This window comes from Allobosea sp. (assembly GCF_051860145.1).
GTDB lineage: Bacteria > Pseudomonadota > Alphaproteobacteria > Rhizobiales > Beijerinckiaceae > Allobosea.
This window is the reverse complement of record NZ_JBHYEM010000028.1, coordinates 1-24,596: the sequence shown is the minus strand read 5'-3', so window position 1 is coordinate 24,596 and position 24,596 is coordinate 1. Positions and strand designations below refer to the sequence as shown.

General features: G+C 66.7%; 24 protein-coding genes and 1 tRNA gene. 14 read left to right on the top strand and 11 right to left on the bottom strand.

The window, feature by feature from the left end:
- Nucleotides 1-618 (bottom strand): 2-C-methyl-D-erythritol 4-phosphate cytidylyltransferase (gene ispD / locus ACTIF2_RS25570; protein ID WP_439499952.1); only part of this gene is annotated, 618 nt, incomplete at its 3' end.
- 164 nt (nt 619-782) lie between these two features.
- Here ispD and dusB point away from each other — a divergent pair.
- The 7 genes from dusB (at nt 783) to hflX (ending at nt 10,066) form a co-directional block, all read left to right on the top strand.
- Nucleotides 783-1,805, top strand: a complete 1,023-nt coding sequence (dusB, locus tag ACTIF2_RS25565; protein ID WP_439499951.1) for a tRNA dihydrouridine synthase DusB — start codon at nt 783-785, stop codon at nt 1,803-1,805.
- Nucleotides 1,806-1,869: 64 nt separating this feature from the next.
- The gene (locus ACTIF2_RS25560; protein ID WP_439499973.1) at nt 1,870-2,964 is read left to right on the top strand and encodes a two-component system sensor histidine kinase NtrB; all 1,095 of its coding nucleotides are present in this window, start codon (nt 1,870-1,872) and stop codon (nt 2,962-2,964) included.
- Between the two features lie 18 nt (nt 2,965-2,982).
- The gene (ntrC, locus tag ACTIF2_RS25555; RefSeq protein WP_439499950.1) at nt 2,983-4,431 is read left to right on the top strand and encodes a nitrogen regulation protein NR(I); all 1,449 of its coding nucleotides are present in this window, start codon (nt 2,983-2,985) and stop codon (nt 4,429-4,431) included.
- 127 nt (nt 4,432-4,558) lie between these two features.
- Nucleotides 4,559-6,841: a sensor histidine kinase NtrY-like gene (locus ACTIF2_RS25550; RefSeq protein WP_439499949.1), complete on the top strand. Its 2,283-nt coding sequence runs from the start codon at nt 4,559-4,561 to the stop codon at nt 6,839-6,841.
- On the top strand, nt 6,838-8,205 hold the full coding sequence (ntrX, locus tag ACTIF2_RS25545) for a nitrogen assimilation response regulator NtrX (protein WP_439499948.1): 1,368 nt from the start codon (nt 6,838-6,840) through the stop codon (nt 8,203-8,205). Before ACTIF2_RS25550 ends, ntrX begins: the two co-directional genes overlap by 4 nt.
- 216 nt (nt 8,206-8,421) lie before the next feature.
- The gene (gene hfq, locus ACTIF2_RS25540; protein WP_057192822.1) at nt 8,422-8,670 is read left to right on the top strand and encodes an RNA chaperone Hfq; all 249 of its coding nucleotides are present in this window, start codon (nt 8,422-8,424) and stop codon (nt 8,668-8,670) included.
- A gap of 4 nt (nt 8,671-8,674) precedes the next feature.
- Entirely contained in the window at nt 8,675-10,066 is a 1,392-nt protein-coding gene (hflX, locus tag ACTIF2_RS25535) for a GTPase HflX (RefSeq protein WP_439499947.1), read from the top strand.
- Here the strand turns inward: hflX and mazG are convergent.
- Entirely contained in the window at nt 10,063-10,908 is an 846-nt protein-coding gene (mazG, locus tag ACTIF2_RS25530; RefSeq protein WP_439499946.1) for a nucleoside triphosphate pyrophosphohydrolase, read from the bottom strand. The two genes, hflX and mazG, sit on opposite strands and share 4 nt — an antisense overlap.
- A 37-nt stretch (nt 10,909-10,945) precedes the next feature.
- On the opposite strand from mazG, the gene arfB reads away from it, so the two are divergent.
- Entirely contained in the window at nt 10,946-11,365 is a 420-nt protein-coding gene (arfB, locus tag ACTIF2_RS25525) for an alternative ribosome rescue aminoacyl-tRNA hydrolase ArfB (protein ID WP_439499945.1), read from the top strand.
- Nucleotides 11,366-11,455: 90 nt separating this feature from the next.
- Nucleotides 11,456-11,914 carry a regulatory protein RecX gene (locus ACTIF2_RS25520; protein WP_439499944.1) on the top strand — a complete coding sequence of 153 codons (459 nt, stop codon included), beginning with the start codon at nt 11,456-11,458 and terminating at the stop codon, nt 11,912-11,914.
- A gap of 128 nt (nt 11,915-12,042) precedes the next feature.
- Here ACTIF2_RS25520 and ACTIF2_RS25515 read toward each other — a convergent pair whose 3' ends face one another.
- Complete coding sequence (locus ACTIF2_RS25515; RefSeq protein WP_439499943.1) at nt 12,043-13,026, bottom strand: Bug family tripartite tricarboxylate transporter substrate binding protein; 984 nt, start codon at nt 13,024-13,026, stop codon at nt 12,043-12,045.
- 183 nt (nt 13,027-13,209) lie between these two features.
- On the opposite strand from ACTIF2_RS25515, the gene ACTIF2_RS25510 reads away from it, so the two are divergent.
- Both ACTIF2_RS25510 and ACTIF2_RS25505 read left to right on the top strand, forming a co-directional pair.
- A complete protein-coding gene (locus ACTIF2_RS25510) occupies nt 13,210-13,710 on the top strand; it encodes a class I SAM-dependent methyltransferase (protein ID WP_439499942.1) in 501 nt (166 codons plus the stop codon).
- Between the two features lie 65 nt (nt 13,711-13,775).
- Entirely contained in the window at nt 13,776-14,366 is a 591-nt protein-coding gene (locus ACTIF2_RS25505; RefSeq protein WP_439499941.1) for a dihydrofolate reductase family protein, read from the top strand.
- Between the two features lie 200 nt (nt 14,367-14,566).
- On the opposite strand, the gene ACTIF2_RS25500 is transcribed toward ACTIF2_RS25505, so the two are convergent.
- Nucleotides 14,567-15,238 carry a TetR/AcrR family transcriptional regulator gene (locus ACTIF2_RS25500; RefSeq protein ID WP_439499940.1) on the bottom strand — a complete coding sequence of 224 codons (672 nt, stop codon included), beginning with the start codon at nt 15,236-15,238 and terminating at the stop codon, nt 14,567-14,569.
- Nucleotides 15,239-15,380: 142 nt separating this feature from the next.
- On the opposite strand from ACTIF2_RS25500, the gene ACTIF2_RS25495 reads away from it, so the two are divergent.
- Nucleotides 15,381-16,016: an isochorismatase family protein gene (locus ACTIF2_RS25495; protein ID WP_439499939.1), complete on the top strand. Its 636-nt coding sequence runs from the start codon at nt 15,381-15,383 to the stop codon at nt 16,014-16,016.
- Between the two features lie 25 nt (nt 16,017-16,041).
- On the opposite strand, the gene ACTIF2_RS25490 is transcribed toward ACTIF2_RS25495, so the two are convergent.
- The 4 genes from ACTIF2_RS25490 to ACTIF2_RS25475 form a co-directional block, all read right to left on the bottom strand.
- Nucleotides 16,042-16,845 (bottom strand): MBL fold metallo-hydrolase, encoded by an 804-nt coding sequence (locus ACTIF2_RS25490; protein WP_439499938.1) that lies wholly within the window; start codon nt 16,843-16,845, stop codon nt 16,042-16,044.
- A 13-nt stretch (nt 16,846-16,858) separates the two neighbouring features.
- Nucleotides 16,859-17,659 carry a TatD family hydrolase gene (locus ACTIF2_RS25485; RefSeq protein ID WP_439499937.1) on the bottom strand — a complete coding sequence of 267 codons (801 nt, stop codon included), beginning with the start codon at nt 17,657-17,659 and terminating at the stop codon, nt 16,859-16,861.
- Nucleotides 17,659-19,218, bottom strand: coding sequence for a methionine--tRNA ligase (gene metG, locus ACTIF2_RS25480; protein ID WP_439499936.1), 1,560 nt, complete (start codon nt 19,216-19,218; stop codon nt 17,659-17,661). Before metG ends, ACTIF2_RS25485 begins: the two co-directional genes overlap by 1 nt.
- A 76-nt stretch (nt 19,219-19,294) precedes the next feature.
- Complete coding sequence (locus ACTIF2_RS25475) at nt 19,295-20,365, bottom strand: DNA polymerase III subunit delta' (RefSeq protein ID WP_439499935.1); 1,071 nt, start codon at nt 20,363-20,365, stop codon at nt 19,295-19,297.
- A 269-nt stretch (nt 20,366-20,634) separates the two neighbouring features.
- Here ACTIF2_RS25475 and ACTIF2_RS25470 point away from each other — a divergent pair, with 269 nt between their 5' ends.
- On the top strand, nt 20,635-20,895 hold the full coding sequence (locus ACTIF2_RS25470; protein WP_439499934.1) for a hypothetical protein: 261 nt from the start codon (nt 20,635-20,637) through the stop codon (nt 20,893-20,895).
- A 27-nt stretch (nt 20,896-20,922) separates the two neighbouring features.
- Here ACTIF2_RS25470 and tmk read toward each other — a convergent pair whose 3' ends face one another.
- From tmk to ACTIF2_RS25455, 3 genes are read right to left on the bottom strand one after another with little or no spacing between them, the layout of a single operon-like run.
- On the bottom strand, nt 20,923-21,585 hold the full coding sequence (gene tmk, locus ACTIF2_RS25465; RefSeq protein WP_439499933.1) for a dTMP kinase: 663 nt from the start codon (nt 21,583-21,585) through the stop codon (nt 20,923-20,925).
- A gap of 14 nt (nt 21,586-21,599) precedes the next feature.
- A complete protein-coding gene (locus tag ACTIF2_RS25460; protein ID WP_439499932.1) occupies nt 21,600-22,811 on the bottom strand; it encodes a D-alanyl-D-alanine carboxypeptidase family protein in 1,212 nt (403 codons plus the stop codon).
- Nucleotides 22,812-22,859: 48 nt separating this feature from the next.
- Nucleotides 22,860-23,927, bottom strand: a complete 1,068-nt coding sequence (locus tag ACTIF2_RS25455) for a septal ring lytic transglycosylase RlpA family protein (RefSeq protein ID WP_439499931.1) — start codon at nt 23,925-23,927, stop codon at nt 22,860-22,862.
- Nucleotides 23,928-24,361: 434 nt separating this feature from the next.
- Here ACTIF2_RS25455 and ACTIF2_RS25450 point away from each other — a divergent pair.
- Nucleotides 24,362-24,451, top strand: a tRNA-Ser gene (locus ACTIF2_RS25450).
- The last annotated feature ends 145 nt before the right edge of the window (nt 24,452-24,596 follow it).

Genomic DNA, 24,596 nt, shown 5'->3' with positions numbered 1-24,596 from the left:
CCATTCGATCAGCGCCGCGTCATCGGTGAAGCCCACAACGCCGGCACGGGCCGCAGCCTCGTGTGCGGCCAGCAATGGTTGGAAGGCGAAGGCTTGCGGCGTTTGGACGGTGACGAGCCGGTCGCGCGGCGGCGTCTCGCTGACGCGCCGCTCGGCGTCGACGAGCTTGACCGTGTCGGTGACCGGCAGGGCCGGGATGGCGGCCGGCGCGAACCGGGCGGCGGCGATCGCCCCCGCGATCAGGTCGGAAGAGACGAAGGGGCGGGCGGCATCGTGGATCAGCACGACGCCGTCGAAGCCGCCAGCCGACAGCGCCTGCAGGCCGAGCCGGACCGAATCCTGACGGGTCGCGCCGCCGCTGACGGGCCGGGCCAGCCTGTCCGGGCCGCAGCCGCTGACGGCCTTCTCGTAATACGCCTCGTCGCCTGCCGCGATCACGACGACGACCTGTGTGACCGCCGGCTCGGCCAGGAAGGGCGCCAGCGTCCGGCGCAGGACGGGCTGGCCGGCGAGTTCACGATATTGCTTGGGCGTCTCGCCTCCGGCGCGCAGGCCGCGTCCCGCTGCGACGATCAGAGCAGCGACTGCAACGGCGTTGGTCTTCGTCTCGGTCGGCAAGGCGGAACTCCAGCGGGAACCCGGTGATAGTCGCCGCTCATGCGATCGCCAAGTGCGCCGGCGGCCGCGCTTCCAGGGTTGTGGAACGGGTGCGACGATGACGCAGCGCAACATATCGCCCCACCCCCTTGCGCTGATGCAGCAATGTCTAATAAATCAGCATAATGGAAGTTGCCTCAAATTCGGGCGGTGATGCTCTGGCGATTGCCGGGCTTGCCGTGGCCTCGCGTGCTTTCCTCGCGCCCATGTCGGGCGTGACGGATGTCGTCATGCGCCGGATTTCGGCACGGTTCGGCGCCGGGCTCATGGTCTCCGAGATGGTGGCCTCGGACGAATTCGTGCGCGGCAGCGAGGAGGCGCGGCTGCGCGCCGAAGGGGCCGGGGTCTTTCCCCATGTCGTCCAGCTTGCGGGCTGCGACCCGCATTGGCTCGGTGAGGCGGCCCGGCTGGCCGAGGCGACAGGGGCGCAGATCGTCGACATCAATATGGGCTGCCCCGCCAAGCGGGTGACCGGCGGCTGGGCTGGATCGGCCCTGATGCGCGATCTGGATCATGCGCTGGGGCTGATCGAGGCGGCGGTCGCGGCTGTGTCGGTTCCGGTGACCGTCAAGATGCGGCTCGGCTGGGACGATGCCTCCCGCAATGCGCCGGAGCTGGCGCGCCGCGCTGTCGCCGCCGGCGCCGCGATGATCACCGTCCATGGCCGCACCCGGCAGCAATTCTACAAGGGGGCTGCCGACTGGAGCGCGATCCGGGCGGTGCGCGAGGCGGGCGAGTTCCCGCTGGTCGCGAATGGCGACATTCACGACGCCGCCGATGCGCGGGACTGCCTCGCGCGCTCGGGCGCGGATTTCGTCATGGTCGGGCGCGCGGCGCTGGGCCGCCCCTGGCTCGTCGGCGCGGTCGGCGCTGCCCTCGCAGGCCGGCAGGAAAGCGAGCCGAGCCTCGCGCAGAAGCACGACGTCGCGCGGGAGCATTATGAAGGCCTGCTGGAGCTGCTTGGCCGGGAGCAGGGCGTGCGCCATGCCCGCAAGCATCTGGCGGCCTATGCCGACGAGGCCGTTGCGAGCGGCTGCACGCCGCATCCCGACTTGCGCCGCGTGATGCTCACCACGAACGAGCCGCGTCAGGCGCTGAGCGCCCTGGCCGAGCTGTTCTCCACCGAATGCGGCCGCGAGGCAGCCTGAGCGAGGACGTTTGCGTATGGCGATGATGTTTGCCGAGGGTGCCGAGGATGGGCGGGACCTGACCATGTTCGACCTGGTCGAGTTGCAGGCTCTCAATGTTCTCCCGATGCCGGTCGTCGTCATCGGCGACGGGCATGCCATCCTTTACGCCAATACCGCGGCCGAGGACTTTTTCCAGTCGAGCGCCGTGGTGCTGAAGCGCCAGCGCCTCGACGACCTGATCGCCTTCGGCTCGCCGGTGCTGTCGCTCGTCGAGGAGGTGCAGCGGCGCGGAGCCAGCGTCAGCGAGTACCGGCTCGATCTCGGTTCGCCGCGGCTCGGGGTCGATCGCGTGGTCGATGTTTTTGCCTCGCCATTGCCCAATCAGGGCGATGCGGTGGTCCTGATGCTGCAAGAACGGACAATTGCCGAAAAAATGGACAGGCAATTGACGCATCGCGGGGCGGCTCGTTCGATCACCGCCATGGGCGCGATGCTCGCGCATGAGATCAAGAACCCGCTTTCCGGCATAAGGGGCGCCGCGCAATTGCTGGAGGCCTCCGTGCCCGACAGCGAGCGCATCCTGACGCAGCTGATCTGCGACGAGACCGACCGGATCGTGAAGCTGGTCGAGCGTGTCGAGCTCTTTGGCGACGACAGGCCGAGCGAGCGCGGCGCCGTCAATGTCCATGACGTGCTCGATCATGTGAAGCGCCTGGCGCAATCGGGCTTCGCCCGGCATATCCGCTTCAACGAGGTCTACGACCCGTCGCTGCCGCCGGTCGCGGGCAACCGCGATCAGCTGGTGCAGGTTTTGCTGAATTTGGTGAAGAACGCAGCGGAAGCCATTGGAACAGAAGCGATCGACGGTGAAATCACGCTGACCACGGCTTATCGTCCGGGCATCCGCATGCAGCTCGCGGGCTCGACGGGCCGGATCGCGCTGCCGCTCGAGATCGTCATCCGCGACAACGGTCCGGGCGTGCCGGCCGAGATCCTGCAATACCTCTTCGATCCCTTCGTCACGACCAAGGCGCAAGGCAGTGGCCTTGGACTTGCACTCGTCGCCAAGGTGATCGGCGATCACGGCGGAATCGTCGAATGCGAGTCGGTGCCCCGGCGCACGACGTTCCGGATTCTTCTGCCGCTGCACGAAGCGCGCCCCAACAGGACCGCTTAGGCCCACAGGACACAGTGAATGCCCACCGGTAACATCCTCATCGCAGACGACGACGCCGCAATCCGCACTGTGCTCAACCAGGCCCTGGCCAGGGCGGGGTACGAAGTTCGGACCACCGGCCAGGCGGCGACGCTGTGGACCTGGGCCGCGCAAGGCCTGGGCGATCTCATCATCACCGATGTCGTGATGCCGGACGGCAATGCGTTCGACCTGTTGCCGCGCATCAAGCGGGTGCGGCCGGAATTGCCGATCATCGTGATGAGCGCGCAGAACACCTTCATGACCGCGATCAAGGCCTCGGAGCGCGGCGCCTACGAATACCTGCCAAAGCCCTTCGACCTGAAGGAGCTGGTCGCCATCGTCGGCAGGGCGCTGTCGCGTCCGCGCGGCGATGCGGGGCGGGCAGCCGCGGCCGAGCCGGACGACATTCCGCTGATCGGCCGCTCGCCGGCGATGCAGGACGTCTATCGCGCGCTGGCGCGGCTGATGCCGATCGATCTCACGGTGATGATCAACGGCGAGTCGGGCACCGGCAAGGAGCTCGTCGCCCGCGCGCTCCACGATTACGGCAAGCGCCGCAACGGGCCCTTCGTCGCCATCAACATGGCCGCGATCCCGAAGGACCTGATCGAATCCGAGCTGTTCGGCCACGAGAAGGGCGCCTTCACCGGCGCGCTGACCCGCTCGTCGGGTCGTTTCGAGCAGGCTGAAGGCGGCACGCTCTTCCTCGACGAGATCGGCGACATGCCGATGGAGGCGCAGACGCGGCTGCTGCGCGTGCTGCAGCAGGGCGAATACACCACGGTCGGCGGGCGCACGCCGATCAAGACCAATGTCCGCATCGTCGCTGCAACGAACAAGGACCTGCGCATCTCGATCGCGCAGGGGCTGTTCCGCGAGGATCTGTTCTTCCGGCTCAACGTGGTGCCGATCCGGCTGCCACCCTTGCGCGAGCGCGTCGAGGACATCCCGGATCTCGTGCGCCATTTCTTCTCGCTGGTCGAGAAGGAGGGGCTGCCGCGCAAGCAGATCGATTCGGAAGCGATGGACGTGATGCGGCGCTATCGCTGGCCGGGCAATGTCCGCGAGCTTGAGAATCTCGTCCGCCGCCTCGCCGCGCTCTATCCACAGGAGACGATCACCGCTCCGATCGTCGAGACCGAACTGCAGCCGGCATCGTCATCGCCCGGCTTCACCAACAGCCCCGGCCCTGAGCGGACCGAGACGCTCTCGGGTTCGGTCGAGCGGCATCTCAACCAGTATTTCGGCGGTTTTGGCGACAATATCCCGCCGCCCGGGCTCTATCACCGCATCCTGCGCGAGGTCGAGCCACCCTTGATCGCGGCCGCGCTCGCCGCAACCCGGGGCAACCAGATCCGTGCGGCGGAGCTGCTCGGCCTCAACCGCAACACCCTGCGCAAGAAGATTCGCGAGCTCGACATGCAGGTGGTTCGCTCACCCCGCTGAGCTCTGCCGCGGGGCAGGGCGCGCCCGCCTTTCATATGTCATATTTTGACAACACCGTTGCGGCGGCGCATCAGTGCGCGCCGAGCCGACCCGTTTGCGGCCGGCCCAATGGAGTTGTTGAGAACGCGTGGCTGCCTCCACCAGTGACATCAGGATGACGCCGCGCGTCGGGGATACCCCCCGGCGCGTTTCCGGCTGGCTCGGCGCGCTCGTCGTCGTGTTCGCGCTCGTCTCGGCGCTCGTGACCTTCCTCGTCCTGTCCGGTGCGACCCCGATCGTGCCGGTGCACGAGGTCGTCATCGGGGTCTTCGTCCTCAACGGCCTGCTGATCCTGCTGCTGCTGATCATCGTCGCGTTCGAGACGGCGGTGCTAATCCGCGCGCGACGCGCCGGCGCCGCCGCCGCCGGCCTGCATGTGCGCATCGTCGGGCTGTTCAGCATCATCGCGGCACTTCCGGCCATCCTCGTCGCGGTGATCGCCACGGTCACCATCGAACGCGGCCTCGAGCCCTGGTTTTCGGACCGGATGCGCGACGCGATCTTCAAGTCGGTCGAGGTCGCGGACGCCTATGCCGCGGGCCAGTGCAAATCGCTCGGCCGCGAGATCCGGGTTCTGTCCGACGATCTGGTGCGGGCCAAGCCGGCCTTCGATGTCGACCGCAAATGGTTCGAGAACTTCCTGACCGTGCGCGCCACCGCGCTCGGCGTGCCCGTCGCGATGCTGATGCGCCCGCCGGATACCGTTCTGGTGCGGGCCAATATCGATGTGCTGCGTGATGCTCCCAAGCCGGATTCGGCCGCCTTCGAGGACGCGCAATCCTCGACCGACCCGATCTGCGTATTGCCGTCGACCGGGCGCATCTTCGGGGCGCTGGCGAAGCTTCCGGCCTATGACAACGCCTTTCTCTACGTGGCGCGCGAGGTCGATCCGCTTGCGGTCGAGTTCCCGGCCGTGGCGCGCGGCGCGGCCGTCGAGTACCTGTCGATCGACGCGCGCCGGAAGGGCGTGCAGATCGCCTTCGCCTCGATGTACGCGCTGATCGCGGTCATCCTGCTGCTCTCGGCGATCTGGATCGGCCTGAGTTTCGCCAACGGCCTGGTGGCGCCGATCCGGCGCATGATCCACGCCACCGATCAGGTTTCGAGCGGCAATTTCTATGTCCAGGTGCCGATAAGACGGGCGGAAGGCGACCTCGCCCATCTTGGCGAGACCTTCAACAAGATGACGGCCGAGCTGCGCCGGCAGCGCGACGGGCTGATCACCGCTAGCGAGGTGATCGACCGGCGCCGGCGCTTCACCGAGACTGTGCTCTCGGGCGTGTCCTCCGGCGTGCTGAGCCTCGACGCCGACGGTCATATCACCATCATGAACCGCTCCGCCGAGACCTTGCTCGGCGCCGGCGGACGCTTGCTGGGCGAGCCGATCGGCCAGGTCGCGCCCGAGATCGCGGCCTTCGTCGCGGACGCGCTGCACAACCGCCAGAGGCAGAGCTCGGGCCAGATCGCGATCACCCGCGCCGGGCGCGACCGCATGGTCAATGTCCGCGCCGTCCGCGAAGGCGAGGGGGCTGGTGCCGGCCTCGTCGTGACGCTCGACGACATCACCGATCTGGTCTCGGCGCAGCGCACCGCGGCCTGGGCCGATGTCGCGCGCCGGATCGCCCATGAGATCAAGAACCCGCTGACGCCGATCCAGCTCTCGGCCGAGCGCATCCGGCGCAAGTTCGGGCGCGTCATCGTCGACGACAAGGAGATTTTCGACCAGTGCACCGCGACGATCGTGCGCCAGGTCGAGGATATCCGCCGAATGGTCGACGAGTTCTCGTCCTTCGCGCGCATGCCGAAACCGGCCTTGTCGCGCGACGACATCGTCGAGACCGTCCGGCAGATCGTCTTCCTGATGCGCGTCGGCAATCCCGAGCTGACGATCTCGGAGAACCTGCCCGCCGAGCCGGTGCTCGCGCAGTTCGACCGGCGCCTGGTCTCGCAGGCACTGACCAATGTCATCAAGAACGCCACGGAGGCGATCGAGGCGCTGCCGATGGACGAGCGCGGCCCCGGCCGGATCGACGTCGCGTTCCAGCGTCGCGACGACGGCGTGATCGTCATCGACGTGATCGATAACGGCAAGGGCCTGCCTGCCGACCAGCGCCAGAAGCTGCTCGAACCCTACATGACGACGCGCGAGGGTGGCACCGGGCTCGGCCTCGCGATCGTCGGCAAGATCCTCGAGGACCATGGCGGCGGCATCGAGCTGCTCGACCGGCCCGACGCACATGAAGGCGGGCGCGGGGCCCGCGTCCGGCTCTGGTTCCCCGAGACGGGGCCGCAGGACAAGCCGGCGGACGACGAAATCGGCGGGGGAAACGCTGAAACTGCCATGAACAAACAGAACGGAACTCAGGAATGAGCGCTGACATTCTGGTCGTAGATGACGAAGTCGATATCCGGGAGCTGGTTTCGGGCCTGCTGGAGGATGAAGGCTACCGCACCCGCAAGGCGGGATCGGCCGACGAGGCGCTCGCCGCCATCGCCGCGCGTCGTCCCAATCTGGTCTTCCTCGACATCTGGCTGCAGGGCAGCCGGCTCGACGGGCTGCAGGTGCTCGACCTGATCAAGGAAAGCCACCCCGATCTCGCGGTGGTGATGATCTCCGGGCACGGCAATATCGAGACCGCGGTCTCGGCCATCAAGAGCGGCGCCTATGACTTCATCGAGAAGCCGTTCAAGGCCGATCGGCTGGTGCTCGTCGCCGAGCGCGCGCTGGAGGCGTCGCGGCTGCGGCGCGAGGTCCGCGAGCTCAAGACGCGCTCGGTGCAGGCGAGCCGGATCGTCGGCAAATCGACCGTGGTCAACCAGCTGCGCCAGACGATCGACCGGGTCGCGCCGACCAATGCGCGCGTGCTGATCACCGGCGAGCCGGGCTGCGGCAAGGAACTCGCGGCGCGGACCCTGCACGAAGCGTCGAGCCGCGCCTCCGGGCCCTTCATCGTCATCAACGCGGCGACGATCACGCCGGATACGATGGAGGAGGAGCTGTTCGGCGTCGAAGGCGGGGAGGGGCGTTCCCGCCGGGTCGGCGCCCTCGAGGAGGCGCATGGCGGCTCGCTCTATATCGACGAGATCGGCGACATGCCGCGCGAGACGCAGAACCGCATCCTGCGCGTGCTCGTCGACCAGAACTTTCAGCGTGTCGGCGGCGCGACGCGCGTCCATGTCGATGTCCGCATCGTCTCATCGAGCAGCCGTGACCTGGCGCAGCTCATCGCCGACGGGCATTTTCGCGAGGATCTCTATCATCGCCTGAGCGTGGTGCCGGTCCGGATCCCGTCGCTCTCGGAGCGGCGCGAGGACGTCCCGGAGCTGATCGAGTTCTTCATGGACCAGATCTCGGTCGCGACCGGCCTGCCCAAGCGCCGGATCGGCGGCGATGCGATGGCCGTCCTGCAATCGCATGAATGGCCCGGCAACGTCCGCGAGCTGCGCAACAATGTCGAACGGCTGATGATCCTGACCAAGGGCGACCCGACCGCCGACATCACGGTCGAGATGCTGCCGGCCGAGGTCGGCGCCATGGTGCCGACGACCCCGTCGGGTTCGGGAGGGGAGCGGCTGATGAGCCTGCCGCTGCGCGATGCGCGCGAGATTTTCGAGCGCGAATACCTGATCGCCCAGATCGCGCGGTTCTCGGGAAATATTTCACGTACGGCCGAGTTCATCGGCATGGAACGCTCGGCGCTCCATCGCAAGTTGAAGTCGCTGGGCGTCGGCTGACGCATGTCGGCAAGCGCGTTCTGCATATGCGCCTGCGCCGGACGCAGGACGTTCGGCGGCATGTGGGCTTTGAGGCACTTGCATTGCAGGGTAAGCCGACGATCTAATGAAACCATCGGTGTTCCGAAAATGCTCCGGCGCTCGGCCGGACGCTGAACGGAACGAACTGGATCGCCAACGCAACCTAAAGCGCGATCCCAACAACAGGGGCTGAACATGGCCGCAGAGCGGGCACAAAACCTTCAGGACACCTTCCTCAATCACGTCCGCAAGCAGAAAATCCCCCTGACGATCTTCCTCGTCAACGGCGTGAAACTGCAGGGCGTCGTCACCTGGTTCGACAATTTCTGCGTGCTTCTGCGCCGCGACGGGCATTCGCAGCTCGTCTACAAGCATGCCATCTCCACGATCATGCCCGGTCACCCGGTCCAGCTCTTCGAGCCCGAGGACACGGACAAGGCCTGAACCAATGGCAGGACGCTCGGGCACGGACACTGTGCCGGCCGGGGCGAAACCGCTCGATGAGATCGAGCGCGACATCGCCGCCAATACCCGCGCCTATGTCATCGGTCCCTATCAGCAGCGCCGCGGCGGCAAAGCCGCGGCGGATGCGAATCAACGTTCATTCGCCGCGCGCCTCGACGAGGCTGTCGGTCTCGCGGCGGCGATCGACCTTACCGTCGTCGAGGCGATTTCCGCGCTCCTGACGGCCCTGAGGCCCGCGACCTATCTCGGCAAGGGCAAGGTCGAGGAGATCGCCGAGCGCATCCGGATCGAGGAGATCGGTCTGGTTGTGATGGACTGCGCGCTCTCGCCGGTGCAGCAGCGCAATCTCGAAAAGGCCTGGGGCTGCAAGGTCATCGACCGGACCGGGCTGATCCTCGAGATCTTCGGACGGCGCGCCCGCACCAAGGAAGGCGCGCTGCAGGTCGAGCTGGCGCATCTGAACTACCAGAAGAGCCGCCTGGTCCGGTCCTGGACCCATCTCGAGCGCCAGCGCGGCGGCTTCGGCTTCCTCGGCGGCCCCGGCGAAACCCAGATCGAGGCCGACCGGCGCGTCATCCAGGAGCGCATGACCAAGATCGAGCGCGATCTCGACACAGTGAAGCGCACGCGCTCGCTGCATCGTGCAAGCCGAAAACGCGTTCCTTATCCGGTGGTTGCTCTGGTTGGTTACACCAATGCTGGAAAATCGACCCTGTTCAACCGGCTGACCTCCGCCGAGGTGCTGGCGCAAGACATGCTGTTTGCGACGCTCGATCCGACAGCGCGCGCGATCAAGCTGCCGCATGGCGCCCGCATCATGCTCTCGGACACGGTCGGCTTCATTTCCGACCTGCCGACCCAGCTCGTCGCCGCGTTCCGGGCCACGCTCGAGGATGCGATCGAGGCCGATGTCCTGCTCCATGTCCGCGACGTCGCCCATGACGACACGCAGGCACAGGCGGCCGACGTGCAGGCGATTCTGCGCGACCTCGGCATCGACCCCGATGACGGGCAGCGCGTGGTCGAGGTCTGGAACAAGGCCGATCTGCTTCATGGCGACGAACGGGAGCGGCAGTTCGGCCTCGCCGCCCTCAAGCCGGAAGCCTCGCGGCCGATTCTGGTCTCGGCCCTGACCGGCGAGGGGATCGGTCGGCTCACCGATGCGATCGAGGCCCGCATCGCGCTCAGCCGTCCGGTCTATCGGCTGGTGCTCGAACCCGGCGACGGCAAGTCGCTAGCCTGGCTGCACGCCAATGGCGAAATCCTGGAGCGCAGCGACGCCGAGGACGGCGCGCTGACCCTGACCGTGCGCCTGCCGCCGGAGCGGGAAGGGGCCTTTGGTGCCCGTTTTCCGCAGGCCGAGCGTCAGGTCTAAGCTGCGCGCTCGCCGGCCTTTTCCGCCCTCTTCACGGCCTGCCAGAGCGCTTCCAGCTCGTCGAGCGTGGCGTCTTTGGCCTGACGATCTTCGGCCGCCAACCGCGCCTCGATACCCCGGAAGCGCCGCTCGAACTTGGCGTTGGCCTCGTTGAGGCAGCCTTCGGGATCGGCATCGACATGGCGCGCCAGGTTGGCGACGACGAAGAGCAGGTCGCCGATCTCCTCACGGATCGCGGCCTTGTCGCCGGTGGCCAGCGCCTCGTCGATCTCGGCGGTCTCTTCCCGGATCTTGTCGAGCACGAGGCGTGCATTGTTCCAGTCGAAGCCTACGGTCGAGGCCTTGGCCTGCAGCTTCCAGGCGCGGGTGAGGGCGGGCAGGGTGTGGGGCACGCCGGCGAGCACGCTCTTGCTCTCCTCGACCTCGGGCAACCCGGCGGCGCGATGCGCGGCGGCCTTCTCAGCCTTTTCCTGCGCCTTGATCCGGTGCCAGAGTGTCTTGACCTCGGCCGGCGTCAGGTCGCGGGCATCGCCGAAGACATGCGGGTGGCGGCGGATCAGCTTGGCGGTGATCGCCTCGACCACGTCGGGAAAGGCGAAGGCTCCTTCTTCCTCGGCCATGCGGGCGTGGAAAGCCACCTGCAGCAGGAGATCGCCGAGCTCATCCTTGAGGTCGATCCTGTCGCCGCGCGCAATCGCATCGGCGACCTCATAGGCCTCCTCGATCGTGTAGGGCGCTATCGAGGCAAAATCCTGCTCCAGGTCCCAGGGGCAGCCGCTGCCGGGCGTCCGGAGCGCCGCCATGATCTCGATCAGGCGGGCGATGTCGCTTGAGGGCTTCAACGCTGCAATTCTCCGTGGAGTGAGATAGCGTCCTCCCATGATTCAAGTCACGCCGTCCATCGCCATCGACGAGAGCGAGATCGAGGAGAGTTTTGTGCGCGCCTCCGGCCCAGGCGGGCAGCACGTCAACAAAGTCTCGAGCGCGGTTCAGCTCAAATTCGATGCCCGGCATTCGAAATCGCTGCCTGACGACGTGGCGGTGCGGCTGATGAAGCTCGCCGGCAGCCGGCTGACGCTGGACGGCGTCATCGTCATCGTGGCGCAAGCCCAGCGCAGCCAGAAACGCAATCGTGAAGAAGCGCTCGAACGGCTGCTGGAGATGATCCGGACGGCTGCGATCCGCCCCGAGAAGCGCCGGCCGACCAAGCCGACCAAGGCCTCGAAGGAAAGACGGCTCGAAGCCAAGGTCAGGCGCTCGTCGATCAAATCGGCCCGGTCCAAGCCCGGGATGGACTAGGTGAGGGCTGACGGGGACGAGAAGTGGCCGACGCGAGCCGGCCGAAAGCCGCCTCGGCGCATCACGGCCGATTATCTGCGACGCGCCGCCATGCACTACCTGGAGCGCTACGCGGCGCCGGCTGGTCAGCTGCGGCGGGTGCTCCAGCGCAAGGTCGCGGCGAGCTGCCGGCATCATGGCGACGAGCCCGCCAGCTTTGCCACCATGATCGACGAAACGGTTGCGCGCTGCGTCGCGGCCGGGCTCGTCGACGACCAGCGCTTTGCCCAGGCGCGCGCGGCAAGCCTGCGGCGCAAGGGCCAGTCGTCCCGCGCGGTCGCGGCGAAACTCGCGGCCAAGGGCGTCGAGCGCGGGCTTGTAGCCGAGGCCAGCCACTCGACCGAGGAGGAGGAACTGGCGGCGGCGCGCGTCGCGGCGCGGCGCAAACGGCTGGGACCATGGAGCCGAGGCGACCGGGCTACGAGCCGGCAGAAGGATCTCGCGGCCCTCGCGCGGGCGGGCTTCAGCATGAAAATCGCCCGCGACGTCGTTGACGGCGCGGGCGATTAGGTCGACGTGCGTCCTATCGGACGCAAAGTGCCGATCTATCTCTTTGTTTTAGCATCTGATTTTTCCGAAAAGTGAATTCCACTTTTCGGTCCGATGCTCTGGCCTTGCGATGATCAGGGTAGGGCGTCTCAGTCGAGCTTGATCTTCGCCTCGTCGACCACCTTGCCCCAGCGCGCCACCTCCGAGGTGACGAACTTGCCGAACTCCTCGCCATAGACATTCGGAATCGATGAGCCGTTCTTTTCCCAGGCGCTCGTGATCATCGGCGCCTTCAGGGCCTTTTCGATCTCGCCGCGCATGCGCGTCACGACCTCGGCCGGCGTGTTCTTCGGCGCCCAGACCGCATACCAGGTCGCGACCTCATAACCGTCGAGGCCGGCCTCCTTGGCAGTCGGCACGTCCGGAATGGCGTCCGAGCGTTTCGCGGCGGCAACCGCCAGCCCGCGCAGCGCGCCGCTCTGGATCTGGGGAGCCGAGGAGCCGAGACCGTCGAACATGATGTCGACCTGGCCGGCGACGAGATCCTGGATGGCAGGCCCCGCGCCGCGATAGGGGACATGGGTCAGGTTGGTCTTCGTCACCAGCTTGAAGAGCTCGCCGGCGAGATGATGGGTCGTGCCGTTGCCGGCCGAGGCGTAGTTGAGCTTGTCGGGGTTCTTCTTGGCGAAATCGATCAGCTCCGCCAGCGTCTTGGCCTGGACCTTGCCGGGATGGACGACGATCACCTGCGGCGGCTGGGCGATGACGCCGACCGGGATGAAATCGGTTTGGATATTGTAGTCGAGCTTCGGATAGAGCGCCGGGGCGATCGTGTGATGCGCCGCTCCGACGAAGAAGGTGTAGCCGTCGGGAGCCATCTTCGACGCCGCGGAGGCGCCCACCGTGCCGCCGGCGCCGCCGCGATTCTCGATGATGATGCGCTGGCCGAGCTGTTGCTCGAGCTGGGCGGCGATCGGACGGGCAAAGGCATCGGTGCCGCCGCCGGCCGGGAAGGGCACGATGAAGGTGATCGGCTTCTGCGGCCAGGTCTGAGCCTGGACCGGCCCGGCCAAGGTCGCCGCGCCAAGACCTGCCGAGAGCGCGAGCGCGATGGACCAGCTTGATTTGAGCATGAACGCAATTCCTCCCTGGAATGAAAAAAGAGGCTCTTGACGGCCCTAGGCATGATGCCAGCTTGGCATTCTGTATACATTCGAAGGGATTAGGGCATTCACTTTCCCAAATGGCAAGCAACCCATTCGACTGATATGACAGGTTGCGCGACATCGCGCCCATCGCCGGAGACAGACGCTCGCATGAGCCGCCTCGACAGCTTCATTCGCCGCCTGGAAGCCCAGCGCCGCATCCTCGATTGGGCGGCCGCCGCGATCGATGGCCGGGGCGGGCATGTGCTCGAGCTCGGCCTCGGCAACGGCCGCACCTATGATCATTTGCGCGAGATTCTGCCCGGGCGGATGATCCACGCTTTCGATCGCCAGGCGAAGGCCAATCCGCGCTCGATGCCGTCGGACGACATGCTGGTGCTGGGCGACATGGAGAGGACGCTGCCGGCTTTTGTCGAGCGCCACGGCCGTGACGCGGCCCTGATCCATGTGGACGCGACGACGGGTGTGCCGGAGCGCGACCGGATCCATCTTGCCTGGCTGCCGGGCCATGTCGCGGCGCTCGCACAGGACGACGCGCTGATCGTCAGCGGCTCGGCCCTGGAGCATCCGGAATTGACCGCGGTGGCGCTGCCTGACGGCGTGCCGGAAGGGCGCTACTTCGCTTACCGCCGGATGGCGGCGCCCGGCTGAGCAATTGCCGGTAAAGGCCAAGGGCAGGTTTCGTCCTTTGGAGGGGCGATAGCAGGAGCAACGTGATGTCCAAAGTCATCATCGACATGAGCATGTCGCTCGACGGTTTCTGTGCAGGGCCAGATGACGGAGAGAGGTTTCCGAACGGCCGGGACGGGATCAAGCATGTCTTCGGCTGGCTTTCGAGAGCCAAGGAGGAAGGCGGCGCCAACAAGGCCGAGGTCGACCGCATGCATGCCCAGTCCGGTGCCTACATTTTTGGCCGGCGGACCTACGACATCACCAATGGCTGGGGCGGATCGCATCCGCTGAAGGGGGTTCCGCTCTTCATCCTCACTCACAAGCCGCCAGCACCTGAGACGGTTCCGAAGGGTGACTCGAAGATCACCTTTGTCACCAACGGCATCGAGAGCGCGGTACAGCAGGCCAAGGCGGCGGCAGGGTCCAAGGACGTCGTGCTCAGCGGAGCGTCACCTTGCCAGCAAGCGCTGGATGCCGGCGTGGTCGACGAAATCTGCATCCATCTTGGGCCCAGTTTGATAGGCAGCGGTGTACGCTTGTTCGACCACTTCAGAGGCCCGCTTCAGTTAGAGAAGCTGTCGGTGGCGGATGGCCTAATGGCAACCCATCTCCGCTATCGCGTGATCAAGGGCTGACGTGGCAATCCTTCCTGCCGTTTAGCCGAGAAGGGCCGTCAGAGTGGCGCCGTCTGTCACATCTCCAAACAGCCGCTACTCTGATTCGCATAAGACATATTATGGAACCAAACTGGATACCCGGGAGAGCCGCCCGGTCGTTGGCTTCCGGGCCTTGATGAGCCGCCGACCCTTCGACTGCATGCGACAAAGCCGATTTTTCAGAGGCGCTTGCGTGCAGTACCCGATACGGCCGGTGAACTGGGCACGGCGAACATGATGTCTCCCGCCGGCCCGTCGACGATTTGCGGCAGCAGCGCTTTCCAGGCCTCGATCAGCTCGCGGTAATAGCCGGGCTCGGGACGCAGCACGGTCTGGATGCCCATGCCGCGCACCAGGCAAAGCGTCAGGTTGAGGATGATCCGCGCCTGCTGCGGTGGGCGCTTGGCGGGGTCGCAGAACGCGATCCAGATGCCGTCGAGCGCCTGATGGAAGTGCTTCACGACCGGGATCATGCGCTCGCACAGCGCCGGGTCGTTGCGCGCCTCGGTGATCATCTCGAGCGAGAGATAGAAGAACCGGCCCGAGAACAGTTGCCAGAGGAACTCGACAAAACCCTCGAGCGACACCAGGCCAGCCTGGACATCGTCGGCAACGGCCTTGATCTGCCGCGTGCCGTCTTCCAGCAATTCCTCCATGGCGGCGAGCACGATATCGACCCGGGCCGGAAAATGATGCAGCAGCGCGCCGCGCGAGACCATGGCGCGCGCGGCGATCTCCTGCGTCGTCGCGGCGTGGTAGCCGACCTCGAAAATCTCATCGAGCGCCGCCTGGATCAGGCGCTCGCGCGTGGCGATGCTGCGCACCTGCTGCTGGCGCTTCGCGGGTTGCATCGATCCGTTCTCCCATCTGGGCGCGGCAAGCGGTCCGGGATATCGCGCCGAGGAGTTTCGCGCTTAGAAAAACAAGCTTGCTTGTTTTTTTAACACAGCGAAGATGGAGGTCAACCGCATCGCAAGGCACCGGAGGAATCAGATGAGCGACGACTATCAGAACCGCAGCTATGGCGAGATCCCGGTCGGGTTCGGCAAGAAGCCCGGCATCGTCGTGGTCGATTTCCAGAAGGGTTTCACCGACCCGCAATATCCGCTGGGCGGAGCGCCGCTGGTGATGCGGGCGGTCGAGAACACCGCAAAGCTGCTCGAGGTCGCGCGCCGCTACAACGTTCCGGTCGCGAACTGCAACACGGCCTATATGAACGAGCGCGAGATGCCCTACTGGAAGATCACCGCCGTGCGCGAGACCTTCCTGCACGATCACCCGAGCGTGGCGCATGATCCGCGCATCTATGACGCCGATTACGACCTGACGATCTGCAAGAAGGGCCCGTCGATCTTCTTCAACACCGGCGTGAGCGACTATTTCATCAAGGAACGCGTCGACACCGTCATCGTCACCGGCTGCAACACCAGCGGCTGCATCCGCGCCACCTCGATCGATTCCTTCAGCTATCGCTACCGCACCATCGTTCCGGAGGATTGCGTCGGCGATATCGAGGAGCAGCCGCACAAGGACAATCTCCGTGACCTCGGCCGCCGTTATGTCGATGTCTCGGACCTGAAGACCGTGCTCGCCCAGCTCGAGGACTGGCATCGACAGAACGTCGATTGAGGGGCGGGCGCCCCCTGCTCTGCCGTCAATTGTCCGATGTCACGACCATGCCGTCGAAGGCGACCTCGACGCCCGGCGGCAAGCGCCTGGACAGGCTGGCATAGTCCAGGTCGACATGCAGGTTGGTCAGCACCGTGCGCCGCGGCGCGAGTTCCTCGATCGCCTCGAGGGCCTGCACGAGATTGAAATGGCTGGGATGCGGCGTCTCGCGCAGGCAGTCCAGGATCAGCACCTCGAGGCCGGCCAGCGCAGCCTTGGCCTCGGGCGGCATGAGGCTGACATCGGGAACATAACCCAGATCGGCGAAGCGGAAGCCGAGCGCCTCGTAGCCGGGGCCATGCTCCAGCGCGATCGGCTGCGCGGCGATCTCGCCGCCGGCCCCCGCGATCGTCAGGATCTCGCCCGCGCGCAGCGCGTGCATCTCCAGGATCGGCGGATACAGGCTGCCGGGCGGCGTCTCGAAAATATAGCCGAAGCGGGTCCGCAAGGTCTCGGCCGTCACCGCGTCGGCATGGACAGCCACGCGCTTGCGCATATGCAGAACCAGCGCCCGCATGTCGTCGATGCCATGCGTGTGATCGGCATGGTCATGGGTGTAGAGCACCGCGTCGAGATGCTCGATCTTGGCGTCGATGAGCTGCTCGCGCAGGTCCGGCGTGGTGTCGACGATCAGGCTGGTCCTGCCGACCGGGCCGTCGCGCTCGACCAGGATCGAGCAGCGCCGCCGCCGGTTCTTCGGATTGGTCGGGTCGCAGGCGCCCCAGCCCGAGCCGGGTCGGGGTACGCCGCCGGAGGAGCCGCAGCCGAGGATCGTGATCGTCAGAGCCATGGCAGCCGGCGGCTCAGGCGACCTGCGCCACGGGGGATGCGTGATCCATCTTCCAGTAGCAGCGCCGCGCATTCTCGGTCGTGATGCGCGCGATCTCGTCGAAGCTCACCCCTTTGACCTCGGCCAAAGTCTTTGCCGTCTCAACGACATAGGAAGGCTCGTTGCGCTTTCCCCTGAACGGAACGGGCGCGAGATAGGGCGCATCGGTCTCGACCAGCAGCCGGTCGAGCGGCACGTCGCGCGCGATCGACCGGAGATCCTCGGAGGTCTTGAAGGTCAGGATCCCGGAGAAGGAGACGTAGAGGCCAAGCTCGACCCCGACCCGGGCCAGTTCCGGCCCGGCCGTGAAGCAATGCAGGATGGCGGGAAAAGCCCCCTTCCCCATTTCCTCGCGCAGGATCGCGATCATGTCCTCGTCGGCCTGGCGCGAATGGATCACCAGCGGCAGCTGAGTCATGCGGGCGGCCGCGATATGGGTCCTGAGCCCCTGTGCCTGTGCATCGCGCGGGCTCTTGTCGTAGTGATAGTCGAGCCCGGCCTCGCCGATCGCGACGCAGCGCGGGTGCTGGGCGAGCGTCGCGAGCTGTTCGGGAGTGACGTCGAGCTCCTCATGGGCGCCATGGGGATGGGTCCCGACCGTGCACCAGACCGAGGGGAAGCGCTCGGCAAGTGCGGCATAGGCGCCAAAGCGCGAGACGCGCGTCGAGATCGTCACCATCCGCGTCACGCCGGCGGCCTCGGCCCGCGCGACGTAAGCCGCCAGATCTTCCGCGAAATCCGGAAAGTCGAGATGGCAATGCGTGTCGATCAGCATCAGGCCGCCTGCCCGGCATCGGGTTCGACATAGCGCGGGAAGATCGCGCTCGGCGCCGGCAGCGGCGTGCCGCTCGCGAGCCGTCCGCTTTCGCCCAGCGCAGCGAAATTACGGGCGTCGGGCGCGACCGCGAGCAGGTCGAGCAGCTTGCCGGCGGCCTCGGGGATCACCGGCTGGGTCAGGATCGCGACCTGCCGCAGCACCTCGGCCGTGACGTAGAGCACGGTATCGCGCCGCGCCGGGTCCGATTTGCCCAGCCGCCAGGGCTCGTTGCCGGCGAAATAGCGATTCGCCTCGGCGACCACGGCCCAGATATCGGCCAGCACGACATGCAGCGCAAAATCCTGCATCGCGGCGCGCGCTTTCGCGAGCGCCGCGTCGGCAAGCGCGAGCATCGCCCGGTCGCCTTCGGTCAGCGCCCCCAGCGGAGGCACCCTGCCCTCGCAGTTCTTGGCGATCATCGAGAGCGAGCGCTGCGCCAGGTTGCCGAGGTCGTTGGCGAGATCGGCATTGATGCGCCCGACGATCGCCTCATGGCTGTAACTGCCGTCCTGCCCGAAGGAGACCTCGCGCAGGAAGAAATAGCGCAGCTGATCGACGCCATAGGTCGCCGCGAGATCGAAGGGATCGACGACATTGCCGAGCGATTTCGACATCTTGGCGCCCTTGGAGAGCAGGAAGCCATGGCCGAAGACGCGCTTGGGCAGCGCCAGCCCGGCCGACATCAGGAAGGCCGGCCAATAGACCGTGTGGAAGCGCACGATGTCCTTGCCGATGATGTGCACATCGGCCGGCCAATAGTGCCAGCGCGGATTGCTCTCGTCGGGGAACCCGCAGCCGGTGACATAGTTGTTGAGCGCATCGACCCAGACATACATGACGTGCTTGGGGTCGCCGGGAACCGGCAGGCCCCAGTCGAAGGTCGTGCGGCTGATCGAGAGGTCCTCGAGCCCGCCCTTGACGAAGCTGACGATCTCGTTCCGGCGGGTCTCGGGCGAGATGAAGTCCGGGACGTCCTCATAGAGCTTCAGCAGCCGGTCCTGATAGGATTTGAGGCGGAAGAAATAGCTTTCCTCCTCGACCCATTCGACCGGCGTGCCCTGCCCGCCCAGCCGCGTGCCATCGGGCTGGAGGGTCGTCTCCTCCTCGCCATAGAAGGCCTCGTCGCGGACGGAATACCAGCCGGCATATTTGGCGAGATAGATGTCGCCGGCCGCCTCCATGCGCCGCCACAGCTCATGGGTTGACGGCAGGTGATCGGGATCCGTGGTGCGGATGAAGCGGTCGAAGGAACAGCCGAGCGCCTGCTCCATCTCCTCGAAACGCGCGGCGATGCCGTCGACGAACTCCTTCGGCGAGAGCCCGGCCTGGGCCGCGGTGCGCTGCACCTTCTGGCCGTGCTCGTCGGTCCCCGTCATCGAAAAGACGTCGTAGCCGTCGAGCCGCTTGAAACGGGCGATCGCGTCCGCAGCGACCATCTCGTAGGCATGGCCGATATGGGGCGGGCCATTCGTGTAGTGAATGGCGGTGGTCAGGTAGAATTTCGGGGCCGTGGCCATCGTCCGTCCGCACATCGCTCCGACCATGCCCGGCTCGCCGGACCGGGAGCCGGTCGGGCGATGGCTGATCCCTCGTTCACGCTGCGCGCGACCGACGAACCGCCTCAGACAGATCATGAAACATCGTCATCACGAGCGGCCGGCGGTCGAGATTATAGGTTTCCACCTCGCGGGCCGCGCGTCCCAGCTTTTCCCATACCTCCGCCAGTGGTGCAAGGCGGCCCGCGCCGGCATGGGCATGGGCGCGCAGATGGCTGGCGAGCCAGCTCTGGATCGTGTCGATCATGATGGCGAAATCGCTTTCGCCGGCGCGTCCGGCGACATCCTCCGCCAGCGCCAGCAGGGCCGAAAGGTCGATCCCCGGCAGGGCATCGAGCCTGGCGCGCACGGCTTCGACCAGCGCGAGCGTCTCTGGATCGACATAGGTCAGGGCGCGGCGCACCGAGCCGTCAGCGAGTGCTGAGGCACGGGTGAGCGCCGAGGTATCGACGGCGCCGTCCATGCGCTCAAGGGCGAGCCGGCTCGCTTCCGCCACCTCGCCCTCGTCGAGCGTATCGAAGGTCAGCAGCCGGCAGCGCGAACGGATCGTCGGCAAGGCCCGCCCCGGGGCATGCGCCACGATCAGGAAAAGCGCGCGCGGCGGCGGCTCCTCCAACAGCTTGAGCAGGGCGTTGGCGCTGGAGCGATCCATGTCCTCGGCGCTGTCGACGATGCAGATTCTCCAGCCACCCTCGGCCGCGCTCGATCCGAACCGATCGAGCACCCGGCGCACCGAATCGACCGGGATGTTGCTGGTGACGCTCTTGCCGTCGGGCTTCACCGTGCGGCGCAGCAGATGCAGGTCGGGATGCGATTGGGCAATCACACGCCGGGTCGCCGGGTCCGATTCGGGCATTGCGAGCGTGGCAGTCGATGCGGCGCGGACGAGGGGATCGCCCGCCGCCAGCATGAAGCGTGCGACGCGATAGGCGAAGCTGGCCTTGCCGATGCCTTCCGGCCCGCCCAGCAGCCAGGCATGGTGCAGCCGCTCGGATCGCAGCGCCTCGATGAAGGCCTGTTCGGACCTGGCATGGCCGATCAGCGCGAGCGTCTCGCGCGGATGCGGAGCGTTGGGAAGGCGGTCGGGCTCGTTGCTGGTCTCGCGCATCGGGCTCCTGATACACCGCGAGATGCGGACTGACGATAGTCGAAACGCGGTCGATCAAGCATGGTCGCCCGCGCTTTGCCGCGAACGCCCGGCTCCGGGCGCCCCTTGCGGACGCGGGTCGGTCATGCCGGGAGCTTCCCTGGCGCGGATTGAATATTCGGTCGCAGTGCTTTCCAATGGCGCATCGCGACGGACCGCGCATCGTTCGGTTCGGTCATCGAAGGCGCATTCGCCGTCCGCTTTGCCGACGGTGCCGGACACTGGAAAACATGATCACGATCAAAACTGCGGTTCACCCCATCCTTGCGCTGGCCGTTTTCGGCGCCCTCGCCGGCTGTGTCTCGCGCGAGCCCGCCGAAGAGGTCGCCGTGCAAAGCATGCCGATCCGGACGCCGACCGAGCGGAGCTATCTCGATCCCGGCCCGGTTCCGGCGGGCGGCTATGGCCCGAACTATGTCCGTGACAATTCTCGCGGCTTGGCCAGTCCCGACGACCGTTATGGCGGCGGCATCATCCCCCGGATTCCCTGAGCCGAACGGACCCGGAATGGCGCGCCCCTAACGGGCGCCTTCCCCAACCAGCAGCCGGCGCACATGGTCGGCGGCCTCGCGCGCCACGATCTCAGGCGGGCGATTCGCATCGATGACCCGGTAGGCGGCCGGAAGCGTCGCCGCCTGGTCGAGGAAGGACTGGCGAACGCGGCGATGAAAGGCCAGGTCGAGCGCTTCGAACCGGCCTTCATCGATCTTCGCGCTCTCCAGCCTGGCCTTGCTGCGATTGAGCGCGGTCTCCGGGTCGATATCGAGCACGAGCGTCAGGTCGGGCCAAAAATCCTCGATCGCCAGGCGATGCAGGTCGAGGATCGTCCGGTCGGCGAGCCCCCTGCCCGCCCCCTGATAGGCGATGGTCGAGCCAACGAAGCGGTCGCAGATCACGATCTGGCCGGCCGCCAGTGCGGGGAGGATCACCTTGTCGATATGCTGCCGGCGGCTCGCATTCATCAGCAGCAGCTCGGCAGTGGGCGTCCAGTCATAGGCGTTGCTGGCGAGAACGAGCTTACGCAGCGCGGTGCCCGCTTCCGTGCCGCCCGGCTCATGCGTGGCCAGCACCGAATGCCCGTCTCCGCGCAGGGTCTCTGCGAGCTGGCGCGCCAGCCCGGACTTGCCGCTGCCGTCGACCCCTTCGAGCGCGATCATGAAGCCGCGGGACTGGTTGTTCATGGCGAGGGTCCGGTTCAGCTGCGGCGCAGGGCCTTGCGCACCCAGCCGGTGGCCGCCTCCATCAGCGCGTCGAGCGCTCGGCTGTGCAGGCTACCGGCTTCGATCGTTTCTGCCGCATAGAGCGGAATGTCCAGCGTCTTCACCTCGCCGCGCATCACCAGCAGGCGAGCGACTTCCGCACCTTCCCTGACCGGCACCGTCAAGGGGCCGCGATAGATGATGCGCGCGCTCAGGCGGTCGCTGCTGCCGCGCGGCAGCAGCAGGCTGACCGGCCCTTTGGCCCGGAGACCGACCCTGCCCTTCGCGCCGCCATAGACGCTGGCCTCGCCGACGATCTCGCCGGCGGCGAAGACCTGGCGTGGCTCGAAGGAGCGAAAACCCCATTCGAGCAGCTTGCGCGCCTCCTGGGCCCGGTCGCGCGCCGTCTTCAGGCCGTTGACCACGACGATCAGCCGCTGCCCATTCTGCACGGCCGAGCCGACGAGCCCGTAGCCCGATTCGTCGATATTGCCGGTCTTCAGGCCGTCCGCGCCGATATCCATGCCGAGGAGTGGGTTGCGGTTCTGCTGGCGGATCTTGTTCCAGGTGAACTCGCGCTGCCCGAAGATCTTGTAGAGCTCCGGATAGGTCTTGATGATGTGGTCCGAGAGCCTGGCGAGCTCGCGCGCCGTCACCTTCTGCTCGGGATCGCCCATGCCGGTGGCGTTGCGGAAGACCGACCTGGTCAGGCCGAGCGCGCGCACCCTTTCGGTCATCAGCCGGGCGAAATTGTCCTCGCTGCCGGCGATCGCCTCCGCCAGTGCGATCGAGGCGTCGTTGCCGGACTGCACGATGATGCCCTGCAGGATGTCGGAGAGCTTCACGCGGCTATGGACCAGCGCGAACATGGTCGAGCCGCCCGAGACACCGCCGCCCTTGCGCCAGGCGTTCTCGGAAATGCCGATCTCGCTGTCGAGCGTCAGCCGTCCGTTCGCGATCTCCTCGAAGGCCACGAGCGCCGTCGCGATCTTGGCGAGGCTTGCGGGAACCATCAACTCGTCGGCGGCCTTTTCGTAAAGGACCGCGCCGCTGCCCGAATCGAGCAGGAGGGCGTAAGGCGCCAGCGACTGGAAGCTCTGGGCGGCGGCCCATGCCGGCGCCGCCAACGCAAAGACCAGCACGAGCGCGATGCGGAGCGCTGCCCTACGTCCCTCGATCACGGGAAAACGCTGGTGACGCGGTTTCATGCCCCGATCTGAAGCAGAGCGGGGCTCAACCGGTCAAGCCCGCGTATGTCAGTCCCGCGACAGCGGCCGCAGCGACTGCGCGACGACGTCGCGTGCAAGCGGATGGTTGTGCGCGATGCGCGCGGCCGGTGCGCGCTCGGGAGCGGCGAACAGGCTGACGACCTGGTTGCGCGATGGCGGCCGGGGCGCAGTGACCTTGGTCGTGGCGCGGATGACGACCGGCGTGCCGGCATTGGCGATGGTGTCGAGGTCGAAAGGCCGGCTCGGAGGCAGCGGCGCGCCGCGGACCGGGACGCCCGTGCTCGATGCGGTCGATACCAGCGTGGCCGCGACGGGAGTGCCGGGAGCGATGGTGCGAACCACCGGCTGCTCGGCATAGGCGGTCACCGTCGGCTGCGGAGCGGCGGGCGGCGCAGCAACGGGCTGCCGCACGGGCTCGTCACGCGGATCCTCGAGATCGGCACTCTCGCTGCGCGCCGGGGCGACCGGCGCATTGCTTGCGACCATGGTCCGCGCGCTGGTGCCCGGGATCGAGGCCGGCTGACCGTCGGTCCGCAATGTCGCGAGCAGGAGCTTGTCGTCGGAGCCGCCGAGCGAGGCCTGGCCGAGATATTCGAGCTTGATTCGGGCGGTGCCGAGGTGGCGGAAGGCGAGCGCGTCGGCGGTCTGCTGCGAGACGTCCATGACGCGGCCGCTGTGATACGGCCCGCGATCGTTGACGCGCACGATGATCGAGCGGTTGTTGAGGACGTTGGTCACGCGCGCATAGGCCGGCAGCGGCATCGTCGGATGGGCTGCGCTGATGCCGTGGCGGTCATAGACCTCGCCATTGGCGGTGCGCCGGCCGTGGAAGGCCTCGCCATACCAGGAGGCGGTGCCGACCTGGGTATAGCCGACGGGCTTGTCATAGGGGGTGTAGCGCTTGCCGGCCACGGTATAGGGCCGGCCGACGAGCTGGCGCCCACCGCCCTTCGGCACCGGCTGCCCTTCGGCGACGACGCGCTGGCTGGCAGGCCCGTATTTGGACGACGGAAACGCGCCGATCTCCTTCGACCTGCCGCTGCGCGCAACCTGGTCATTGGCGCAATTGGCGAGGAGAAGGCCGGCTAGCGCCACGCAACCGAGGCGGGCGGCACGAAGAGCAATGGAAGGCGAGGCGGGAGCCCGATCCGGGTCATTCAAGATGACGGTCAATGCCGGAGCCGAAGAGCCTGCGCCTTGCATCATTCCGTTTCCGCTCGCTGCGCCGAAAGATACCGCCGGCCAAGCCGCTGGCGCGGCGAAGCCGAAGTTTTCGGTCAATCCTGTTAAGGGATCGTTAAGTGGGCGGTTCGCGGGTCGCGAACGCCCCGATACGGCATCCCGTGTGCCCTTGGGCGGGCACAAAGGTGTCGGAAATGCGGCGAGTGTCAACTCTTGGCCCATTCGGAGGTGTTTTTTGGCCGACGTGACCCCGGTGCAACGCTGGCCGCGACAGGCGCCTCCTACTCGTACCGCTCGATCAATATCCTTGCAAAAGCGGCCGGCGCCCGGCAATGACAGGCCCGCCAGGAAGGGTGGCCGAGTGGTTTAAGGCAGCGGTCTTGAAAACCGCCGTGGGTGCAAGCCCACCGTGGGTTCGAATCCCACCCCTTCCGCCAGCCGGTCCAGTTGTCCGAGGTTCGTCACCAAAGCGGGCCGTTCCGGTCGCTTAGGACCCCACCCAAGACCGGACTTCGGCGACGATTTTCATCCGGGAAGTCGCGAGATCAGGCAGGAACGTAGGTCAACCTGATCACATCCTCG

What these genes read in the sequence shown, in the direction of transcription:
- dusB (WP_439499951.1), top strand. Translation starts at nt 783, where the DNA reads ATGGAAGTTGCCTCAAATTCGGGCGGTGATGCTCTGGCGATTGCCGGG.
- ACTIF2_RS25560 (WP_439499973.1), top strand. Translation starts at nt 1,870, where the DNA reads ATGTTCGACCTGGTCGAGTTGCAGGCTCTCAATGTTCTCCCGATGCCG.
- ntrC (WP_439499950.1), top strand. Translation starts at nt 2,983, where the DNA reads ATGCCCACCGGTAACATCCTCATCGCAGACGACGACGCCGCAATCCGC.
- ntrX (WP_439499948.1), top strand. Translation starts at nt 6,838, where the DNA reads ATGAGCGCTGACATTCTGGTCGTAGATGACGAAGTCGATATCCGGGAG.
- hfq (WP_057192822.1), top strand. Translation starts at nt 8,422, where the DNA reads ATGGCCGCAGAGCGGGCACAAAACCTTCAGGACACCTTCCTCAATCAC.
- hflX (WP_439499947.1), top strand. Translation starts at nt 8,675, where the DNA reads ATGGCAGGACGCTCGGGCACGGACACTGTGCCGGCCGGGGCGAAACCG.
- arfB (WP_439499945.1), top strand. Translation starts at nt 10,946, where the DNA reads ATGATTCAAGTCACGCCGTCCATCGCCATCGACGAGAGCGAGATCGAG.
- ACTIF2_RS25520 (WP_439499944.1), top strand. Translation starts at nt 11,456, where the DNA reads ATGCACTACCTGGAGCGCTACGCGGCGCCGGCTGGTCAGCTGCGGCGG.
- ACTIF2_RS25515 (WP_439499943.1), bottom strand. Translation starts at nt 13,026, where the DNA reads ATGCTCAAATCAAGCTGGTCCATCGCGCTCGCGCTCTCGGCAGGTCTT.
- ACTIF2_RS25510 (WP_439499942.1), top strand. Translation starts at nt 13,210, where the DNA reads ATGAGCCGCCTCGACAGCTTCATTCGCCGCCTGGAAGCCCAGCGCCGC.
- ACTIF2_RS25505 (WP_439499941.1), top strand. Translation starts at nt 13,776, where the DNA reads ATGTCCAAAGTCATCATCGACATGAGCATGTCGCTCGACGGTTTCTGT.
- ACTIF2_RS25500 (WP_439499940.1), bottom strand. Translation starts at nt 15,238, where the DNA reads ATGCAACCCGCGAAGCGCCAGCAGCAGGTGCGCAGCATCGCCACGCGC.
- ACTIF2_RS25495 (WP_439499939.1), top strand. Translation starts at nt 15,381, where the DNA reads ATGAGCGACGACTATCAGAACCGCAGCTATGGCGAGATCCCGGTCGGG.
- ACTIF2_RS25490 (WP_439499938.1), bottom strand. Translation starts at nt 16,845, where the DNA reads ATGGCTCTGACGATCACGATCCTCGGCTGCGGCTCCTCCGGCGGCGTA.
- ACTIF2_RS25485 (WP_439499937.1), bottom strand. Translation starts at nt 17,659, where the DNA reads ATGCTGATCGACACGCATTGCCATCTCGACTTTCCGGATTTCGCGGAA.
- metG (WP_439499936.1), bottom strand. Translation starts at nt 19,218, where the DNA reads ATGGCCACGGCCCCGAAATTCTACCTGACCACCGCCATTCACTACACG.
- ACTIF2_RS25475 (WP_439499935.1), bottom strand. Translation starts at nt 20,365, where the DNA reads ATGCGCGAGACCAGCAACGAGCCCGACCGCCTTCCCAACGCTCCGCAT.
- ACTIF2_RS25470 (WP_439499934.1), top strand. Translation starts at nt 20,635, where the DNA reads ATGATCACGATCAAAACTGCGGTTCACCCCATCCTTGCGCTGGCCGTT.
- tmk (WP_439499933.1), bottom strand. Translation starts at nt 21,585, where the DNA reads ATGAACAACCAGTCCCGCGGCTTCATGATCGCGCTCGAAGGGGTCGAC.
- ACTIF2_RS25460 (WP_439499932.1), bottom strand. Translation starts at nt 22,811, where the DNA reads ATGAAACCGCGTCACCAGCGTTTTCCCGTGATCGAGGGACGTAGGGCA.